This window comes from Bacillus sp. NSP9.1 (genome assembly GCF_000465465.2).
Taxonomy (GTDB): domain Bacteria; phylum Bacillota; class Bacilli; order Bacillales; family Bacillaceae; genus Bacillus; species Bacillus sonorensis_A.
Genome location: NZ_CP048273.1, coordinates 1,291,212 through 1,308,029 on the forward strand (window position 1 = coordinate 1,291,212; position 16,818 = coordinate 1,308,029).

Consider the following 16,818-nt stretch of genomic DNA (forward strand, 5'->3'; position numbering starts at 1 on the left):
GAATGGCCAATGATTTTTCTGCCTCTAAGCCGATCTACAGGCAAATCGCCGAACAGCTGTTTAAACAAATGGTCCGCGGAGAGATCAAACCGGGAGAAAAGCTGCCTTCCGTTCGCGAGCTGGCCGTTCAGACTCAGGTCAATCCGAATACGATTCAAAGAACCTACAATGAGATGGAGAGGATGGGTGTCGTGGAGAGCAGAAGGGGGCAGGGAACCTTTGTTGTGGAAAATACGGAAGTCATCGATGATTTAAAGCGTGAGATGAGGTTGGAGGTCATCGGTCAATTTGTGGAGAGCATGGAAGAGCTCGGCTTGTCTAAACAAGACATGTTGTCAGAACTGAACCATTATCTTCAGAAAGGGGATCCAAATGAACATTGAGCTGAAAAATGTCACGAAAAAGTACGGCAGAGATTATGCGCTCAAAGATGCCAATCTATCGCTTACACCCGGGAAAATTTACGGCTTGGCCGGACCGAACGGCAGCGGTAAATCAACGCTTTTGAAACTGATCACCGGGCTTTCGTTTCCGAATTCGGGTGCCGTGTATATCGACGGGCAGCCGGCAGCCCGGAATATGACGAAACATATCGCCTATTTAACCGAGCTTGACATGTTTTATGATCCTTTCCGAGTAAAGGATATGATCCATTTTTACGCAAGCCAGTTCGCCGATTTTCAAGCTGATAAGGCCTTTGATCTTTTAAAAGAAATGAAACTTGACCCTGATAAAAAGATCAGCAGGCTTTCCAAAGGGAACCGCGGCAGACTGAAGCTCGTGTTGACATTGGCGCGCGATGCTTCGGTCGTGCTGCTTGACGAACCTCTGTCAGGGCTTGATCCGTTAGTCAGAGAGTCGATTGTGAAGAGCCTTCTCACATATCTTGACCTGGAAAAGCAAACGGTCATCATCGCTACGCATGAGATTAAGGAAATCGAACAGATTTTGGATGAGGTGATCGTTGTCTTAAATGGGCGGATTGAAGAGAAAAAGGATGTCGAAGAGCTTCGGGAAGAATCAGGGATGTCGCTTTTAACATGGTTTAAGGAGCTCATTTTAGAAAAGGCGCACTAGGTTTGCATATGAAAAAGACGGGGGGAAAACACAGTGGAAACACTTTTGCAATTAAAAAACGTCTCAAAAACGATCAGAGGCAGGAAAATTATCGACGGTTTGAGCTTTGATGTGCACGCCGGCGAGATTTTCGGCTTTCTCGGACCGAACGGCGCCGGTAAAACGACAACGATCAGGATGATTGTCGGCCATATGAAGATCTCCGCCGGCGAGATCGCGGTGTGCGGTGTCAGTGTAAAAGACAATTTTGAAAAGGCGGCTGCACATATCGGGGCGATCGTCGAAAATCCCGAGCTTTACAAGTTTTTAACGGGCTATCAAAACCTTCAGCAATACGCGCGGATGACAAAAGGGGTGACGAAAAAGAAAATTGATGAAATCGTTGAGCTCGTCGGCTTGAAACATCGAATTAATGATAAGGTCAAAACGTATTCTTTGGGGATGAGGCAGCGGCTCGGACTCGCACAAAGCCTTTTGCACGATCCAAAGCTCCTGATTCTCGATGAGCCGACAAACGGACTTGATCCGGCCGGCATCAGGGAAATCCGTGACTATTTAAGAAGGCTGACGAAAGAAAGAGGTCTGGCCGTCATCGTATCAAGCCATCTGCTGTCGGAGATGGAACTGATGTGTGACAGGATTGCCATCATTCAAAACGGAAAGCTCCGCAACATTCAATCTGTGAAGGGTCCTGCGGCTGATGAGAAAAAGCGTTATTTCATCCAGGCTGATGACAGAGACGCCCTTTACCGCGAAGCTGGCGGGTTTAAAGACAGCCGCATTGAAAAAGTCGAACACGGGATCGAACTCAGCCTGTCCAAAGATGAAGTCCCTGATTTCATCAAACACTTGACCGACAGCGGCATCCGTTTATATGAAGTGAAGGCGATCAACAAATCATTGGAAGACCGATTCTTGGAAATTACCTCGGAAAAAGGGGAGGCTCAGTATGTTTAAGCTTATCGTGAATGAATGGATCAAGATTTTCAGCCGAAAAGGAACATACGTCATGATCGGGATATTGCTGTTATCGGTCATTGGATTGGGCATTCTCGCGAAAACGAGCGGAGTGGCAGATCCAAACACAGACTGGAAAAAGGAACTGGCGCAGGAAAATGCGAATATGAAGGAACAGCTGAAAGGGGTCAACAATCCGACACTTGAAAAAAACTATGAAAGGTCGATCGCGATTAATGAGTATCGGATCAAGCACGATATGCCGGAAGACGGAAAGTATTCGGCGATGTCGTTTATCAATGATGCCGGAGATGTGATCTCCCTGACCGGTCTGTTTGTGATTACGGTGGCGGCTGGAATCGTCGCCAACGAGTTCAGCTGGGGGACGGTGAAGCTCCTGGTGATTCGGCCGATCAGCCGCTTTAAAATTTTGCTGGCGAAATATATAACGGTCCTGCTTTTTGGCTTGGCACTGCTTGTCATTTTGTATGCAAGCGCAGGGATAACAGGTCTTGCTTTATTCGGAGCGGGTGACGGCAGCCAGGTTCACTTGGCGTATGTCGACGGAAGTGTTGAAGAAAAGAACCTGTTGTTGCATCTGGGCGTGGGCTACCTGATGAAATCAATCTCGCTGTTGATGATGGCGACGATGGCCTTTATGATTTCAGCGGTTTTTAGAAACAGTTCGCTTGCAGTAGGTATTTCCATTTTCCTTTTGGCCGTTGGCGGTACGGCAACCAATCTTCTCTCGCTGAAATTCGACTGGGTGAAATACATCTTATTTGCAAACACAGACCTAAGCCAATACTTTGACGGGGAGCCGCTTGTTTCCGGCATGACGCTCGGCTTCTCGGTGACGGTGCTGGCGGTGTATTACATCATTTTTCAAGTGCTGGCTTTTGGCGTGTTTACGAAAAGAGACATCGCCTCATAAACCGGTGTTGCTTCAAGGAGCATAACGCGATTTTTTAGGCGTTGTGCTTTTTTTGTGAGAAATAAAAAGACTGCTGACAATGTCAGCAGTCTTGAATAAAGAGCCGTGCTCTTTATTATGCTTTTGTTACGTTAGCAGCTTGTGGTCCGCGGTTTCCTTCAACGATTTCGAAAGAAACAGATTGGCCTTCTTCCAAAGTTTTGAAGCCTTCGCCTTGAATAGCAGAGAAATGAACGAATACATCGTCTTGTCCTTCTACTTCGATGAATCCGAAACCTTTTTCAGAGTTAAACCATTTTACTTTACCTTCTAGCATGAAATTTCCTCCTAAAGCGATAACGCTTAAATTCACTATTCTTGCTCTAAAAACTTCCAAGACGAAAACTCTTACAAAACTTTCTTCTTAAAGATAGTTCGAACAAAAATAATTACCTTTACTTTACCAGTGTTTAAGCGAAATTACAACTGATTCTCAAAAATTTTTTTGAAAAAGTGAATTTAGCTTGAGAATTTGAAACACTCGGCATGACATGGTCTTTAAATGGAGAATTTTATATGAGAATTCACGTTTCAATAAAAACGGGCCCATTTCCGGTTGGTTGAGTAATTCCTACTTGACCAATCAGGTTTGTTGTACTATAGTTTTTTAATGTAAAAAAATTCTGGGGGTGCTTTTTGCTATTATGACATTCTTTGTGATTATTAATATTCTCGTCATGCTTTTTCTGATGGCGCTCCTTTATATGATGCAAAAAAAGCATGTTTCGTTTTCTAAGCGGGTATTTTCCGCTCTTGGACTCGGAATTGTTTATGGATTCGCTTTGCATTTTATATATGGTTCGTCTTCAGAAACGATTACACAAACGTCTGACTGGTTCAATATTGCGGGCGGCGGTTATGTCAAGTTTTTGCAGATGATCGTCATGCCGCTTGTTTTCATTTCGATTTTAGGGGCGTTTACAAAGCTTAAACTGACCAATAATATCGGAAAAATCAGCGGGCTGATCATCGGAATTTTGATTGCGACGACGGCTGTCGCTGCCGCTGTAGGTATTGCGTCCGCGCTTTCCTTCGACCTTCAGGCCGTCCATGTTGACCAAGGGGCGGCTGAAGCGACAAGAGGTGCCGAGCTTGAGCAGAAATCCCAAGCCATGGAGGCCAAAACACTGCCCCAGCAAATTGTTGAGCTCCTTCCGGGAAATCCGTTTTTAGATTTTACCGGAGCAAGACCGACATCAACAATCGCTGTTGTCATTTTTGCGGCCTTTCTCGGTATCGCATATCTTGGCGTGAAGAGAAAACAGCCTGAACAGGCCGAACTTTTCAAAAAAATCGTTGATGCGATATATGCGATTGTGATGCGTGTTGTGACGCTCATTTTAAGACTGACGCCTTACGGTGTCTTAGCGATTATGACAAAAACGATTGCGACAAGCGACCTCGACAGTATCGCTAAACTCGGCAAATTTGTGATTGCGTCATATGCGGCGCTGATTGTGATGTTCATTATTCATTTGCTGCTGATTACAATCAGCGGATTAAACCCGGTCACATACGTGAAAAAGGCATTTCCGGTGCTTGTCTTTGCCTTCACGTCTAGATCCAGTGCCGGTGCTTTGCCATTGAACATCAAAACGCAAAGAAGCCTGGGCATTCCAGAAGGAATCGCCAACTTTGCCGGTTCCTTCGGTTTATCGATCGGTCAAAACGGCTGCGCCGGTATTTATCCGGCCATGCTTGCGGTTATGATCGCGCCGACGATCGGTCAAAATCCGCTTGATCCGTCATTTCTTTTCACATTGATCGCCGTCGTTGCTGTCAGCTCGTTCGGTGTGGCCGGCGTCGGAGGCGGGGCGACATTTGCGGCGCTTCTCGTCCTATCGGCTTTAAATATGCCGGTTGCCCTTGCAGGACTGTTGATTTCAGTAGAACCGCTGATCGACATGGGTCGGACGGCTCTCAATGTCAGCGGCAGCATGACTTCCGGTCTTGTGACAAGCAAGGTGACAAAAGAGCTTGAAACCGATACGTACCATGACCGAACAAATATTATTGAAGCTGAAATGTAGCAAAAACCCGCACAGTTTATGGCGCTGTGCGGGTTTTTTTCATGAATACGTCTGATCTGTATTGTACATGGTCTGACCTGCCGGTTCGTCACTCATGACATTGACCGGAGCTGACGTCATATGGCCGTAAGCCTGCTGGTGATTCTGACTCTCTGTTTGGCCTGACTGGCTGTCGCTCTGCTGCGTCTGTGATTGTCCTCCCGGATTGAATGCTTGTTTGATCAAGTCAGCCGGATTCAACATCGCGTTCTTTTGATCACTTCCACGCTGTTGTCCGCCCATCCAATTGGAAAACATGTTTGTGACTCTTTTGCGGATTTCAGGGGAGAATGCCGCGGTTAATGCAGCAGATCCCAAAACCAATACAGCGGGATGGATTCCTGCTCTTCGTCTGAACAAAGGATCAACCTCCTTTTTACGTTTACCATCCCCGGGATTCCCATGTTTTATACTTCATGCTTTGGACGTCTGAGTTTGCCGGTGTTTTTCAAAAAAGCTGAAAATCGCGGTGAGCACCTTGATTTTGTTTTCTTTTTTGGAAAAACCGTGTCCTTCATTTTCCATGACGATATATTCAATGTCCCTTCCCCAGGCTTTCAGCTGGTCGACGACCTGGTCTGACTCCTCTTTGACGACGCGCGGATCGTTTGCTCCTTGAACAATCAGCATCGGCCGCGTCATCGTTTGCAAATAAGTGATCGGGGAGTCGGCTTTCATCTTTTCATCATCATGTTCCGGATCGCCGACCCATTTTTCCATAAAAGGCTTCCAGAAATCAGGAACGGATTTGGCGAAGGAAAACAGGTTGCTGACTCCGCATATATCAACGACGGCGCGAAAATATTCAGGATGCCTTCCATGCAGTAAAAGAGCCATATAACCGCCATAGCTGCCGCCCATTAAATACAGTTTGTCAGGGTCGGCAAGGTTTTTTTCGATGAGCCAGTCGATGCCGTTCACCATATCGAGCCGCGGCCCGCCTCCCCAATCCTGTTCCACCATTTTGTAAAATGAATAGCCATAATTTGCAGACCCGCGGAAATTCGGCATAAATACTTGATATCCCATTTTCGCTGCGATCTGAAAAATATCATAGAACATGAATTGTTCCGCGTGCTGCGGTCCGCCGTGCGGCCAAATGATCGTCCAGCCGTTTGCTTCTCTTGCCGCCGGCTTAAACAGCATCGCCTCGATCGGCAAGCCGTCAAACGACGGATATGTGACGACTTCCGGATATGACAGCTCGTCTTCACTAAAACCCGGAACAATGTGCTTAGTCAATTGCCGCCAGTTTGCTTCGTTCCGGCTTTTCACATAAATGTTCGCCGGCCGGGTCGGGGTAGATCCCAACAAGTAGAGCGATCCCGATTTCACACAGCATACTTTGGCGATGGATGTGCATGGAGACGCGATCTCTCTTGCTTCTCCGGTCGCTGTCTCATATTCATACAGCACATCTTTCACACCTTTTTTTCCAATGAGGTAGAGATATTTCCCGTTCGGATCGGGGTGAATCGATGTCAGCTCCGTTTTGTCAATTGAAAGAACCGGGGTGAATGTATCGGACGAAATGGTGTATGACGCAAGATATGTAAATTCGGAATCGTAGTTGAGAGTGACGTACAGCTCGTCATCTGATGTGAAAAAGGATGAATAGACCATGTGGGGCTTCTCTTTGTCGGGAACAATCGTTGTGATATCTCCCTTTTCAGTCTGGACCATACAGACGCAATGGCTGTTGACATAGGAGACAAGGATGCTGACCGCCTTTTCACCGGGGCTGACATCGCTAAGCATGGATGGCCCGCCTTTTCCTTCAAAAACAAGCTCTTCCTTGCCTGTCAAAAGGTCGCATTTGTATGTATTTAAAAATGTAGGGTTATCTTTCGTTGACGTGTAGTACACTGCGTGGTTTGCCGGTATCGGTTCAAAATGGCGGTCCGTTTTGTTTCCGTTTAGCGGCACGGGCTCACCGCCTTTTGCCGATAGCTTGTAAAGCCCGCTTCGTTCGTCTCCATCATTGTCAAACCCAGCAACAATGACAGATGCGTCTTTGCTGTAGGCGATACCTTGTGTGTTCTGATTCAAAAATGAAAGCTGATATGGATATGCGTGGGGAAGATCCATCGCCCACAAGTTTGATTTTCCATTGATGTTTGTGTCAAAGATAAGCTGCGTCTCCTCTGGGTGAACGGCAAAGTCTGCAATTCGAAAAACATGAAATAATTCTTTGGCACCTTGCATTTTTCAAACACCTTCCTCAGTTTAGTATAGATCGATACTCTTTGATCATAACAAAATATGGGTATAAAAAATACGTCCTAGGACGAATAAATCAGATGGAAAAGATAAACCTAAACATAAATCAAAAAAGGAGGCAATTAAAATGTTCAACCTAAAAAAGGGCGCAATCATCGCTTTTCTTCTTCCGCTGTTGTTTGCTGCGGGATGCGGAATGGCGAACCAAGGCGAAAATGCCCGCCGCAATCAAGATAATGCGCTTCAAAATGTGACCAACAGAGATAATCTGAATGATGGAACAAACGTAAATGATGTCAATGATCGAAATAACCGGATGAATGTCACGGACAACCGCGATCTCAACCGGGACAATCGGAACAATAATAATGGAAATAACATGGAATCTGCCGATGATGTAGCAGATAAAGTAGCAAAACTGAAAGAAGTCAGCAGCGCCAATGTGATTGTGACAGACAACAACGCTTATGTGGCAGTTGTCTTGAAAGGCAATCCGAAAGGCGACGTCACCGGCGATTTGAAGGAGAAAATCTCCAAGAAAGTGAAAGAAACAGACAAAAGCATCGACAATGTATTTGTTTCAGCCAATCCGGATTTTGTTGACCGCATGAGAAATTATGGAGACAGGATCAACAACGGTGAACCGATTGAAGGCATTTTTGACGAGTTTGGCGAGACGATCAACAGAATTTTTCCTCAGCAAAGATAAAAACGAAAGGCCGCAACGTTAATGTGCGGCTTTTTTTGTCGGCTGTTTTCATCCCGGGTTACTTTTCATCCATCACGGCATAGTGTTATAAAGAGAACCTTTTTTGCGGATGGAGGGAGAAACGGTGACGGGAGAGTTGAAAGCAGCCTTTGTTTTCATCGCAGCGGGGGCTCTATCCGCTCTGTTATTCATCATGTTTATCATCTCAAATCAAGGCTTCCAGAAGGGAGCGCTTGTTTCTGAAGAGAAAGAAAAACTGAAAGCATCGTTGCAGATGACCGTCCATAGAAATGTCAGCATTTATCATTCAGAGGCGGAAAAATCGATTTTGCATCTTACAAAAGAGACGCTTGATGATGCAGAAGCCGTGAGCAGAACACTTTTTGGCAATCTCCGTTCAGACAAAGTGGACCTGATCTTTTTTTCAAGCAGAGAAGAAATGGAGTCATTTTCACAGTTAAAGGATATTACCGGGTTTTATTCAGAAAACTTGCGAATGATCGGGCTGCTCCCGGAGGAAAAAAAGCAGCTTTTGAATGGAAAGGGGTTCGCCGTCTTTCTTTATAAGCGGGTGCTGATTCACGAATATACCCATTTTACATTCCACGAAAAGCTTCGGGAACTGAACGCAAGCCCTAAACAATTTCCCCTCTGGTTCCACGAAGGGGTCGCAGAATGGGCCGCAGCCCATGATGAGGCTTATGCCCGGAACCTGGCGACAGTCGTTCCTTTTAGAAAATTAAAGTCGGATCGGCAGTGGCAACAAGCGCGCGATGATGATGAGACGGATATTTATTTGCAGAGCTTTTATATTATTGAAGAACTTGTGGCCCGAAAAGGGGAGGGAATCATTCTCAAAATCATGGAGAAAACAGCGGAGCGAAACAATTTTGAAAGCGGGTTTAAGGCTGCTGTGGATCAGGAGTTAAGCGAGTTCGAAAACGACTTTACACAAAAATACGGAAAAACGGCATTGAATCATTATATCAATGCCGTTTTTGTGATTAATGAATCGGTCTCTGCTGCGTTTGGCCGTTGTTTGGAGGCATCTGCATCTGACCTTGAGCAGGCGCGTAAGCCGAAAGCATTTTTTGCATATCCTGAGAAGCAAGTTGAGGCACCTGGTAATAGCCGTGTTTGTTTTGGTAAAGAAAGATTTCATAAGCCATCTCGATATAGTGAGGAATTTGGTCCGCAAGCACCCTTCTGCAGACAGGGTTCGTCACCTCGGGAGCTGCCATGGCAAGAGAGGAACAACATGTCTTCATTAAGCTGAGCATAAAGCTGCTGATGCAGGCGTCATCGATTTGTTGAGGAGACTGCTTCGGCGTTTTAGGCTGGGTGTTCTTCAAGCCGTAAACAAACTGGCGATCCTGCTTCATCATATAAGTCGCCGTTTCCTGGCTCGGTTTTTGCCCCGTCCGGAAGCACTCTACTGTCAGATTGTACTGCGACGTAATAAATTGATGCTGTCTATCTAAAATATCGAGCAGCTCGGGATCCTTCACTTGCTGTCTGAACATCATGTACTGCTCCAGAGTACCGATCATTCCTGACAGCACTTCGTGCATATCAAAAACCTCGTGGCCTCCGTGATTCATGTGCTGCATTCCTTCATTGCCCTGATTGATTTGCATTTGCTGCTGTTGGTTTGGTTGTTCCATTCTTTGGTATCCTCCTTAAACTTAGTTCAAACGTTATCTTTTGTTTTTGACAATGTTTTTATTCAAAAAAGCATATTCGACAAATTGGATTTAAAGGGATTTTATTCTAACCGTCGAATAGGATATGTCAGAAGAAAATATTATAGGGTCTTTTCCATAAGACATTGCTGGCGATTAAAAATCCGGGAACATGAGTCATTCAAAGGTTGATGTGGCGGTAATCAAATTCACTTGGCATAAAACTTAAGTTCTTGCCCGACTTCAGGCCGGTTTTGGAATCACTTGTATGAGTAAGACGCTGCTTGTTAAAGCAAATCACGGCACAGCCCGAAAAAACAATGTCGTATTGAAAGTCGAAAACGGCTGCCGGATGTATGGCGGAAAAAGCTGTAGCTCAAGGTCTTTAAAGAAAGGGACGGAACTTGGACCAAAAGGAAACAGCGTCCGGCTTTTTTAACGATTGTTTTGCTGGGAAACTTCATTCCAAAAAGGCTCTTTTATTGCCCCTGCGTGTGTTCTGTAAAGGATTCTCCCTCCGTAAATGATTTCAGCTGCCAAGGTTTTTATTATCACCATGAAAATGCAAAAAAAGGATTTCCCTTTTTTATTTTGCACTTAGAAAAGGAGGATGTTTATGCTGGGCTCAAGCGAGACGGTTGGAAAAATGTCAGGCTTAAGTGATGATGAAGCTTTGTATCCAAAGGTGCAATTGGAAGCATATAAAAAAATCAACGAACTGAGTGATTTCTACAGAATGGATGATATTTACCTGTCACTAATCGACCAGTATGCATGTCCTTGTACGATTCTAAACGACAGGGGAGAAATTGTAGCATCTTCAAATCGCGCGCAAACATATTTAACATGTCCAAAAGGAAGCATCGACCAAGCGTTTCCCGCCAGTTTGGCACAGCAGATCAATGCGGCTTTGAAGCGGGTGAAAAAAGAAAAGAGGGAGACGGCACTCAAAAACGTTCCGATTTATTTAAGCGGAAAGCTTTCCTTTGTTCATCTGACATTAAAAAGTTACTTTCGTCAATACCACAAGCTGTACGTACTTTTAATCGAAAAAGCACACGAGGAGAGACGCGCAGGAGACAGCGGACAAACATCAGAATGCGATCAGCAGCTTCAGCGAACGATAAAAGAGCTTGAAGCGTCCAATGAGGCATTGATAGCCGCAAATCAGAACTTACAAAATAAAAACAGGAAATTAATGAAGGTCAACAAGGCGTATGAAAATAAAATCCGCGAGCTGAACACCATCAAAAAAGAGATGGACAATCTGCTGATCCATACAGATACGGCCGCGGTTTTTCTCGATCAGCACCTTCAATTGAAATTGTTCACTCCGAAAGCGGCTCATATGTTTGAGCTGGACAAGCGGGATATCGGGAGTTCCGCGAAAGTTTTGGGAAACCGGCTCAAATACGAAGCATATGCAGAAGGTGTGAAGGCGGCGCTTGAAGAAAACAGGACGATTCAAAAAGAATGGAACACATCTGCCGGCGAATGGTATGCTGTCAAAATCATACCTTATCGTAAGGCGGTAAACAGAGTGGAGGGGGTTGTCATTACATTTGCCAATATCACGGAGCTGAAAATGACGAACGAGGCTCTCCATATCAGCTCACAGGCGATCGACCAAAGTCCTGCGAACATATTAATGGCTTCTGTTGAGGGAACTGTGCAATATGCAAATAAACGGTTCTGTCAGCTGATCGGAAAAGAGCAGGCAGAAATCAGCGGCAAAAATGTGTTTAACCTGTATCATGAACATTTTGATTGCTCCGATCTGGCCGGCTTCTGGGAGCAGGTTTTAGAAAAAAATCCATGGTCAGGTGAACTGCACTGCCGTGATAATAACGGAAAAGACAGGTGGGAGCAAGTCTCGCTCGTTCCTGTTGAAGACCACGAGGGCGACGTTCAGCAAGTGATGGTGATTTCGGAGGATATCACAAATCAGAAGCAGTCTGAAAAAATGCTGATGAAATCGGAGATGCTTTCAGCCGTGGGACAGCTGGCAGCAGGGATAGCCCATGAAATCCGCAATCCGCTTACATCCCTGAAAGGGTTTCTCCAGCTGATGATCCAGAGCAAAAAATATCAAAAAGATTATGCGGAAGTCATGATGTCCGAATTTATCAGACTTGAATCGATCATCAACGAGTTTCTCGTCTTGGCGAAAACGAAATCTGCTACATATGATCCGGTGCAGGTCAATACGATCGTCGAAGATGTCTGCATGATTTTGGAGTCCCAGGCGGTCTTGAACAGCGTGCGGATCGAGAAGGAACTGAGCGGTGATCTTCCTGAGATTCTCGCGGTCACAAACGAACTGAAACAAGTATTTCTAAACATCTTAAAGAATGCGATCGAAGCAATGGAAGATGTCCAAGGTGTCATTTCCATTCGTTCCTACCGGGAGAAAGACAGCGTATTCATCATTTTTGAAGATCAGGGCAAGGGGATTTCCAAAGAAGTTCTCGAAAAGCTGGGAGAGCCATTTTACACGACGAAAGAAAAAGGAACGGGACTCGGTCTAATGGTCACCTTTAAAATCATTGAAAATCACGGAGGAAGCATCCGTTTTGAAAGTGAAGAAGGCAAAGGGACAAAAGTGAAATTGAAGCTTCCGATTAAAGAATGAGAACCTGAGGCCACCTCGATTCTCATTCTTTTTTGAAATTTTTACAAAAACTTGATGTCAGCTTTATAAATATTAGATACATTTGATGAAAAGCAAAATAAGGAGGCGAATTAATGGTTCATTTACTGAAAGGCCGTTTGATATCCTGTGTTGTCATTGCGATTTTTCTGGCTTCGTCTTTTTTGGCACCATTTGCCGGCACAGCTCATGGGGCGGAGGCACCGATATCGGTTGAAGATGCCATCAAACATAATGAAGGGCATGCACGTGTTGAAGGCTATGTCGTCGGCCACACGGTCTCTAAAGGAAAATACAATTTCACAGGGAATTTTGCGAATGATTACAATTTGGCGATCGCCGACCGAAAAGAAGAAACATCGCCGGCCAATATACTCCCCGTGCAAATTCCCGCATCATTCAGAAACCAATTCGGGCTGAAAACCAATCCAAATCTCCTTGGAAAAAAACTAACGATAGAAGGTGAACTTTCTTCATACTTTAACTCCCCGGGTTTAAAGTCCGTTCAATCCATTCAGCTTGCAGATGTTGACCAGCCTCCAACCCAGCCCGTTGTAAAAACGATAGCGGACGCCCGCAAGCGAATGAATGAAATCGTTACAATCAGCGGGGTCGTCACCGCTGATCAGGCTGCGATCGGCGGCGGAAAGCTGTCAACCTTCATCCAGGATGAAACAGCTGGAATCAATATTTTTTCCGCATCACAAAGCGATTTTCCCGAACTGAAAGAAGGGATGATCGTCTCGGTTACGGGGAAAATCACAGCCTATCGAGGCTTGACGGAGATCATTCCCGAACCGTCAGGCCTCGTGGTAACAGGTGAAGGAGCGGCGCTTCCCGAGCCTATTCAGCTGACGATTGAAGAATTGCAGAATGATGCAAAAGCAGATGAAAACGAAGGGCGCCTCGTCAAACTGAAAGGATATATAGAGTCAAAACCTGAAACGCCTGCCGGCGGCGGCTACAACATGACGATGATTGATGAACACTATCATCCGCTCACACTGCGGGTGATGGAAGAAACAAATGCGGTCAAACAACTCGAACAAGGGCAATGGTATGACATAACCGGCATTTTAAGCCGTTATGATACGCTGCAGCTCTTGCCGAGAAAACCGGAAGACATCAAAAGGCTTGACGATGCCGGCCATCCTCCTCCCGTCTCTGAAGGGGAATATGAAAGCGTTGTGGACCGCGTGATCGACGGTGATACCATCCATTTAAAAGAGCCGGTATTGGGGTCGACAAAGGTCCGCTATGTCAATATAGACACCCCTGAAACATATCATACGCCGAAAAACGACTTGGATGAAAATCAGCTGAGACACGGAACCGTGGCAAAAGAATATTTGAAGTCGCTTTTGTCACCGGGTGACAAAGTGACGATTAAAGTAGGCAAAGAAGCGAAAGACGACTACGGTCGGCTGCTTGCCCAAGTCATCACAGCCGACGGATTAAACACGAATTTAGAAATGGTCAAAAAAGGGCTGGCTTCGACCTATTTTATTTGGCCAATCGGCAATGAAAAAGATTACGAATTGTTTCAAAGCGCTGTCAAGCAGGCAAAAGCGGAGCACCTCGGCATATGGAACCTTGATGATCCCCTTTTAGAATTACCGTTTGAATTCCGTGCAAGAGAGCAGGGAAAAGGGCTGACGAGGTATGTCGGAGACTCCGCAGAGAAAACATTCGTCACACCTGACAAATGGCGCGACGTTCCTGTGGAGAGACGAATTTTCTTTGCTTCTTCAGAGGAAGCTGAAGCGGCCGGCTATCGGACAAAAGAGCAAAGCGGAAACCTTTCCCTGCGCCTGTTAAGCATGAATGATCTACACGGCAAAATCGACCAGCAGTATCAGCTCGATATCAATGGCGACGGCCTCCTTGACGGAACCTTTGGGCGAATGGATTATACGGCTGCTCTTCTTAAACAAAAAAAAGCGGAAAAGAAAAACACGCTGCTCGTTCATGCGGGAGATATGATCGGCGGAAGCTCTCCGGTGTCTTCCCTGCTTCAGGATGAGCCGACCGTTGAGATCATGGAGGAAATCGGCTTTGATATAGGGACTGTCGGAAATCATGAATTTGATGAAGGGACGAATGAGCTTTTGCGGATGTTAAACGGCGGTGAACATCCTGAGGGCAAAGGGACGAAAGGCTATGACGGCCAGGATTTTCCGCTTGTCTGTGCCAACTGTAAAATGAAAGGCAGCGGAGAGAATTTTTTGCCCCCGTATGAGATTGCTGAAGTGGAAGGGATTCCGGTCGCTTTTATCGGAGTTGTGACCAGATCTGCCGCCGATATGGTCATGCCGGATGGCATTAAGACGATTGAATTCACCGATGAGGTAAAGGCGGTCAATCAAACCGCTGCAGAACTGAAAGCGAAAGGTATCCGCTCAATCGCTGTGCTCGCCCATATGACAGCTGCCCAGAGCGGTACAACCATCACAGGAGAATCAGCGCAACTGGCCAAACAGGCAGATCCTGAGGTGGATATCATTTTCGCCGGTCACAACCATGAAGTCGTCAACGGCGAAGTCAATGATATTTTAATTGTGCAAGCATATGAATACGGAAAAGCGATCGGTGTCATCGATCTTGAAATCGATCGGAAGACAAAAGATATTGTCAAAAAGAAGGCCGATATCGAATATGTCAGCCAGGAAAGCTTGAGCCCCGATCCCGCCGTGGGTCAGATTTTAGAAAAATACGAACGAATGGTTGAGCCGATCATCAGTGAAAAAGTCGGTGTAGCGGCGCATGATATGGCCGGCGGATACTCGAATGACGGCGACACACCGCTCGGGAACTTAATCGCCGACGGGATGAGACGTGCGATGAACTCCGATTTCGCTTTGATGAATGGCGGCGGCATCCGCCAAGATTTAAAAAAAGGGCCGATTACATGGGGCGATTTATTCAATATCCAGCCGTTCGGAAATGTTCTCGTTCGGCTTGAAATCAAGGGCCGGGACTTGTATGACATCATCGATGCACAGATTTCACCGCAATACGGTCCGGACTACAGCATCAGCGGTTTTACATATACATGGGATCCTGCAACGAACAAAGCGGTCGACATTTTTCTTGAGGATGGCTCGCCAATTGAAAAAGACCGGACTTATACAGTGACGGTCAACGATTTTATGGCCTCTGCTTCCGGAAGCAAATATCTGCCGATTTCCAAGCTGGGAAAAAATCCGGTGACAGGGCCGGAAGATATCGAAGCCACCGTTGCATTTGTCAAAAGCTTTAAGGATCCGATCGCCTATGAAGAAGAAGGGCGGATCAAAATGGTCGAAGACGCCTCACATCCCGGAGAAACGCCTGGAAATGGAGCGGACCCTGATAACGGAGAAACGCCGGGAAGCGGTGAGGATTCGGCCGGCGGCGGACAGCCCGCGGTTCCGGGAGATGGGGGAAGCGCTCGCGATCATGCTGATAAGCCGGATCGTGACGGATCAAAAACAGGCGGACCGTTTCGGCCAGCGCTTGAAAAAACGGGAGAGGAACATTTACTGCCGCAAACGGCAACAAGCCTTTACAACACATTGCTGTACGGTTTCCTGCTCATTTTGATTGGCATGATTCTTTATGGATGGAAAAGGAGATTGGCAAAACGATGAAAATCAAGTTTTTTTCGCTCTTTCTGATCGCTGCCGGCCTGATGATTGTCGGCTATGGCGGATGGAAGATATTTGATATGAACAGACAGACAGGTATTTCTCTATCAGAAGCAAAAGAAGCGGTTGCAGCGGGAAAGCCGAGGGATTCCGATGCAAGCTCTTCAGCGGAGACGGGGCCGGATTCCTTGCAAACCGCAACGGGCGAGGCAGTGGGCATTTTAAATATTCCCCGGCTGAAAGCCGAGCTGCCGATTGTCGAAGGAACGAGCCCGGATGATTTGGAAAAAGGAGTCGGCCATTATAAGGACAGCTACTATCCGAAGCAAAACGGGCAAATTGTCCTTTCGGGACACAGGGATACGGTTTTTCGGCGAACAGGCGAGCTCGAAATAGGCGATAGACTGAATATTGAGCTGCCGTACGGCAGCTTTGATTACCGGATTACAAACATGAAAATCGTTGACAAAGAAGATACATCGATTATCACCCTGCAGCACGAAAAAGAAGAATTGCTGCTGACGACATGCTACCCGTTTTCTTACATCGGAGATGCGCCCAAGCGCTATATTATTTATGCAAAGCCGCTTTAAGACTGTCCTTGATGGACAGCCTTTTTTATCGTTTAATCAACCGTGCCGAACAGTCATCTGCCTTCATCTTTCAAGTCATCCGGCAGCGGTGCCGTGACAGTGATACGTTCTTTTGTGAATTGTCGTAACGAACGTATGTCGGAACCAATGAAGACTGATCCTTTGGTTCGCCCCAGCGATTCGAACCACCTCTTTTGCAATCTTATAGAGATGATGATAAGTGATTCTCTGACGAGTTTCTTCCTTATTTGTAAAAATCATC

General features: G+C 46.1%; 14 protein-coding genes. 10 read left to right on the forward strand and 4 right to left on the reverse strand.

Annotated elements, in window-relative coordinates:
- Positions 1–2: 2 nt before the first annotated feature.
- The 4 genes from M654_RS06680 to M654_RS06695 are packed head-to-tail and all read left to right on the forward strand — an operon-like array spanning position 3 to position 2,968.
- Positions 3–383 (forward strand): GntR family transcriptional regulator, encoded by a 381-nt coding sequence (locus M654_RS06680; protein ID WP_026586153.1) that lies wholly within the window; start codon positions 3–5, stop codon positions 381–383.
- On the forward strand, positions 373–1,077 hold the full coding sequence (locus M654_RS06685) for an ABC transporter ATP-binding protein (RefSeq protein WP_026586154.1): 705 nt from the start codon (positions 373–375) through the stop codon (positions 1,075–1,077). Before M654_RS06680 ends, M654_RS06685 begins: the two co-directional genes overlap by 11 nt.
- A gap of 33 nt (positions 1,078–1,110) precedes the next feature.
- Positions 1,111–2,034: an ABC transporter ATP-binding protein gene (locus tag M654_RS06690; RefSeq protein ID WP_026586155.1), complete on the forward strand. Its 924-nt coding sequence runs from the start codon at positions 1,111–1,113 to the stop codon at positions 2,032–2,034.
- On the forward strand, positions 2,027–2,968 hold the full coding sequence (locus tag M654_RS06695; RefSeq protein WP_026586156.1) for an ABC transporter permease: 942 nt from the start codon (positions 2,027–2,029) through the stop codon (positions 2,966–2,968). Before M654_RS06690 ends, M654_RS06695 begins: the two co-directional genes overlap by 8 nt.
- A gap of 115 nt (positions 2,969–3,083) precedes the next feature.
- Here M654_RS06695 and cspB read toward each other — a convergent pair whose 3' ends face one another.
- Positions 3,084–3,284: a cold shock-like protein CspB gene (gene cspB / locus M654_RS06700; protein ID WP_003155376.1), complete on the reverse strand. Its 201-nt coding sequence runs from the start codon at positions 3,282–3,284 to the stop codon at positions 3,084–3,086.
- 367 nt (positions 3,285–3,651) lie between these two features.
- Here cspB and M654_RS06705 point away from each other — a divergent pair, with 367 nt between their 5' ends.
- Positions 3,652–5,037 (forward strand): L-cystine transporter, encoded by a 1,386-nt coding sequence (locus M654_RS06705; protein ID WP_035427961.1) that lies wholly within the window; start codon positions 3,652–3,654, stop codon positions 5,035–5,037.
- 39 nt (positions 5,038–5,076) lie between these two features.
- Here M654_RS06705 and M654_RS06710 read toward each other — a convergent pair whose 3' ends face one another.
- Positions 5,077–5,436, reverse strand: coding sequence for a hypothetical protein (locus M654_RS06710; RefSeq protein WP_026586158.1), 360 nt, complete (start codon positions 5,434–5,436; stop codon positions 5,077–5,079).
- A 54-nt stretch (positions 5,437–5,490) separates the two neighbouring features.
- Positions 5,491–7,281 (reverse strand): S9 family peptidase, encoded by a 1,791-nt coding sequence (locus M654_RS06715; protein WP_026586159.1) that lies wholly within the window; start codon positions 7,279–7,281, stop codon positions 5,491–5,493.
- Positions 7,282–7,423: 142 nt separating this feature from the next.
- On the opposite strand from M654_RS06715, the gene M654_RS06720 reads away from it, so the two are divergent.
- A complete protein-coding gene (locus M654_RS06720) occupies positions 7,424–8,005 on the forward strand; it encodes a YhcN/YlaJ family sporulation lipoprotein (RefSeq protein WP_026586160.1) in 582 nt (193 codons plus the stop codon).
- A 1,004-nt stretch (positions 8,006–9,009) separates the two neighbouring features.
- On the opposite strand, the gene M654_RS06730 is transcribed toward M654_RS06720, so the two are convergent.
- Entirely contained in the window at positions 9,010–9,669 is a 660-nt protein-coding gene (locus M654_RS06730; RefSeq protein WP_077737144.1) for a spore coat protein, read from the reverse strand.
- Positions 9,670–9,955: 286 nt separating this feature from the next.
- Between M654_RS06730 and M654_RS06735 the strand changes: the two genes are divergently transcribed.
- From M654_RS06735 to M654_RS06750, 4 genes are all read left to right on the forward strand, one after another.
- Complete coding sequence (locus tag M654_RS06735) at positions 9,956–10,126, forward strand: hypothetical protein (RefSeq protein ID WP_163170553.1); 171 nt, start codon at positions 9,956–9,958, stop codon at positions 10,124–10,126.
- A gap of 177 nt (positions 10,127–10,303) precedes the next feature.
- Positions 10,304–12,319, forward strand: a complete 2,016-nt coding sequence (locus M654_RS06740; RefSeq protein ID WP_026586161.1) for a PAS domain-containing protein — start codon at positions 10,304–10,306, stop codon at positions 12,317–12,319.
- Positions 12,320–12,432: 113 nt separating this feature from the next.
- Positions 12,433–15,966, forward strand: coding sequence for a 5'-nucleotidase C-terminal domain-containing protein (locus tag M654_RS06745; protein ID WP_026586162.1), 3,534 nt, complete (start codon positions 12,433–12,435; stop codon positions 15,964–15,966).
- Complete coding sequence (locus M654_RS06750; RefSeq protein ID WP_026586163.1) at positions 15,963–16,556, forward strand: class D sortase; 594 nt, start codon at positions 15,963–15,965, stop codon at positions 16,554–16,556. The genes M654_RS06745 and M654_RS06750 overlap by 4 nt, the downstream gene beginning before the upstream one ends.
- The last annotated feature ends 262 nt before the right edge of the window (positions 16,557–16,818 follow it).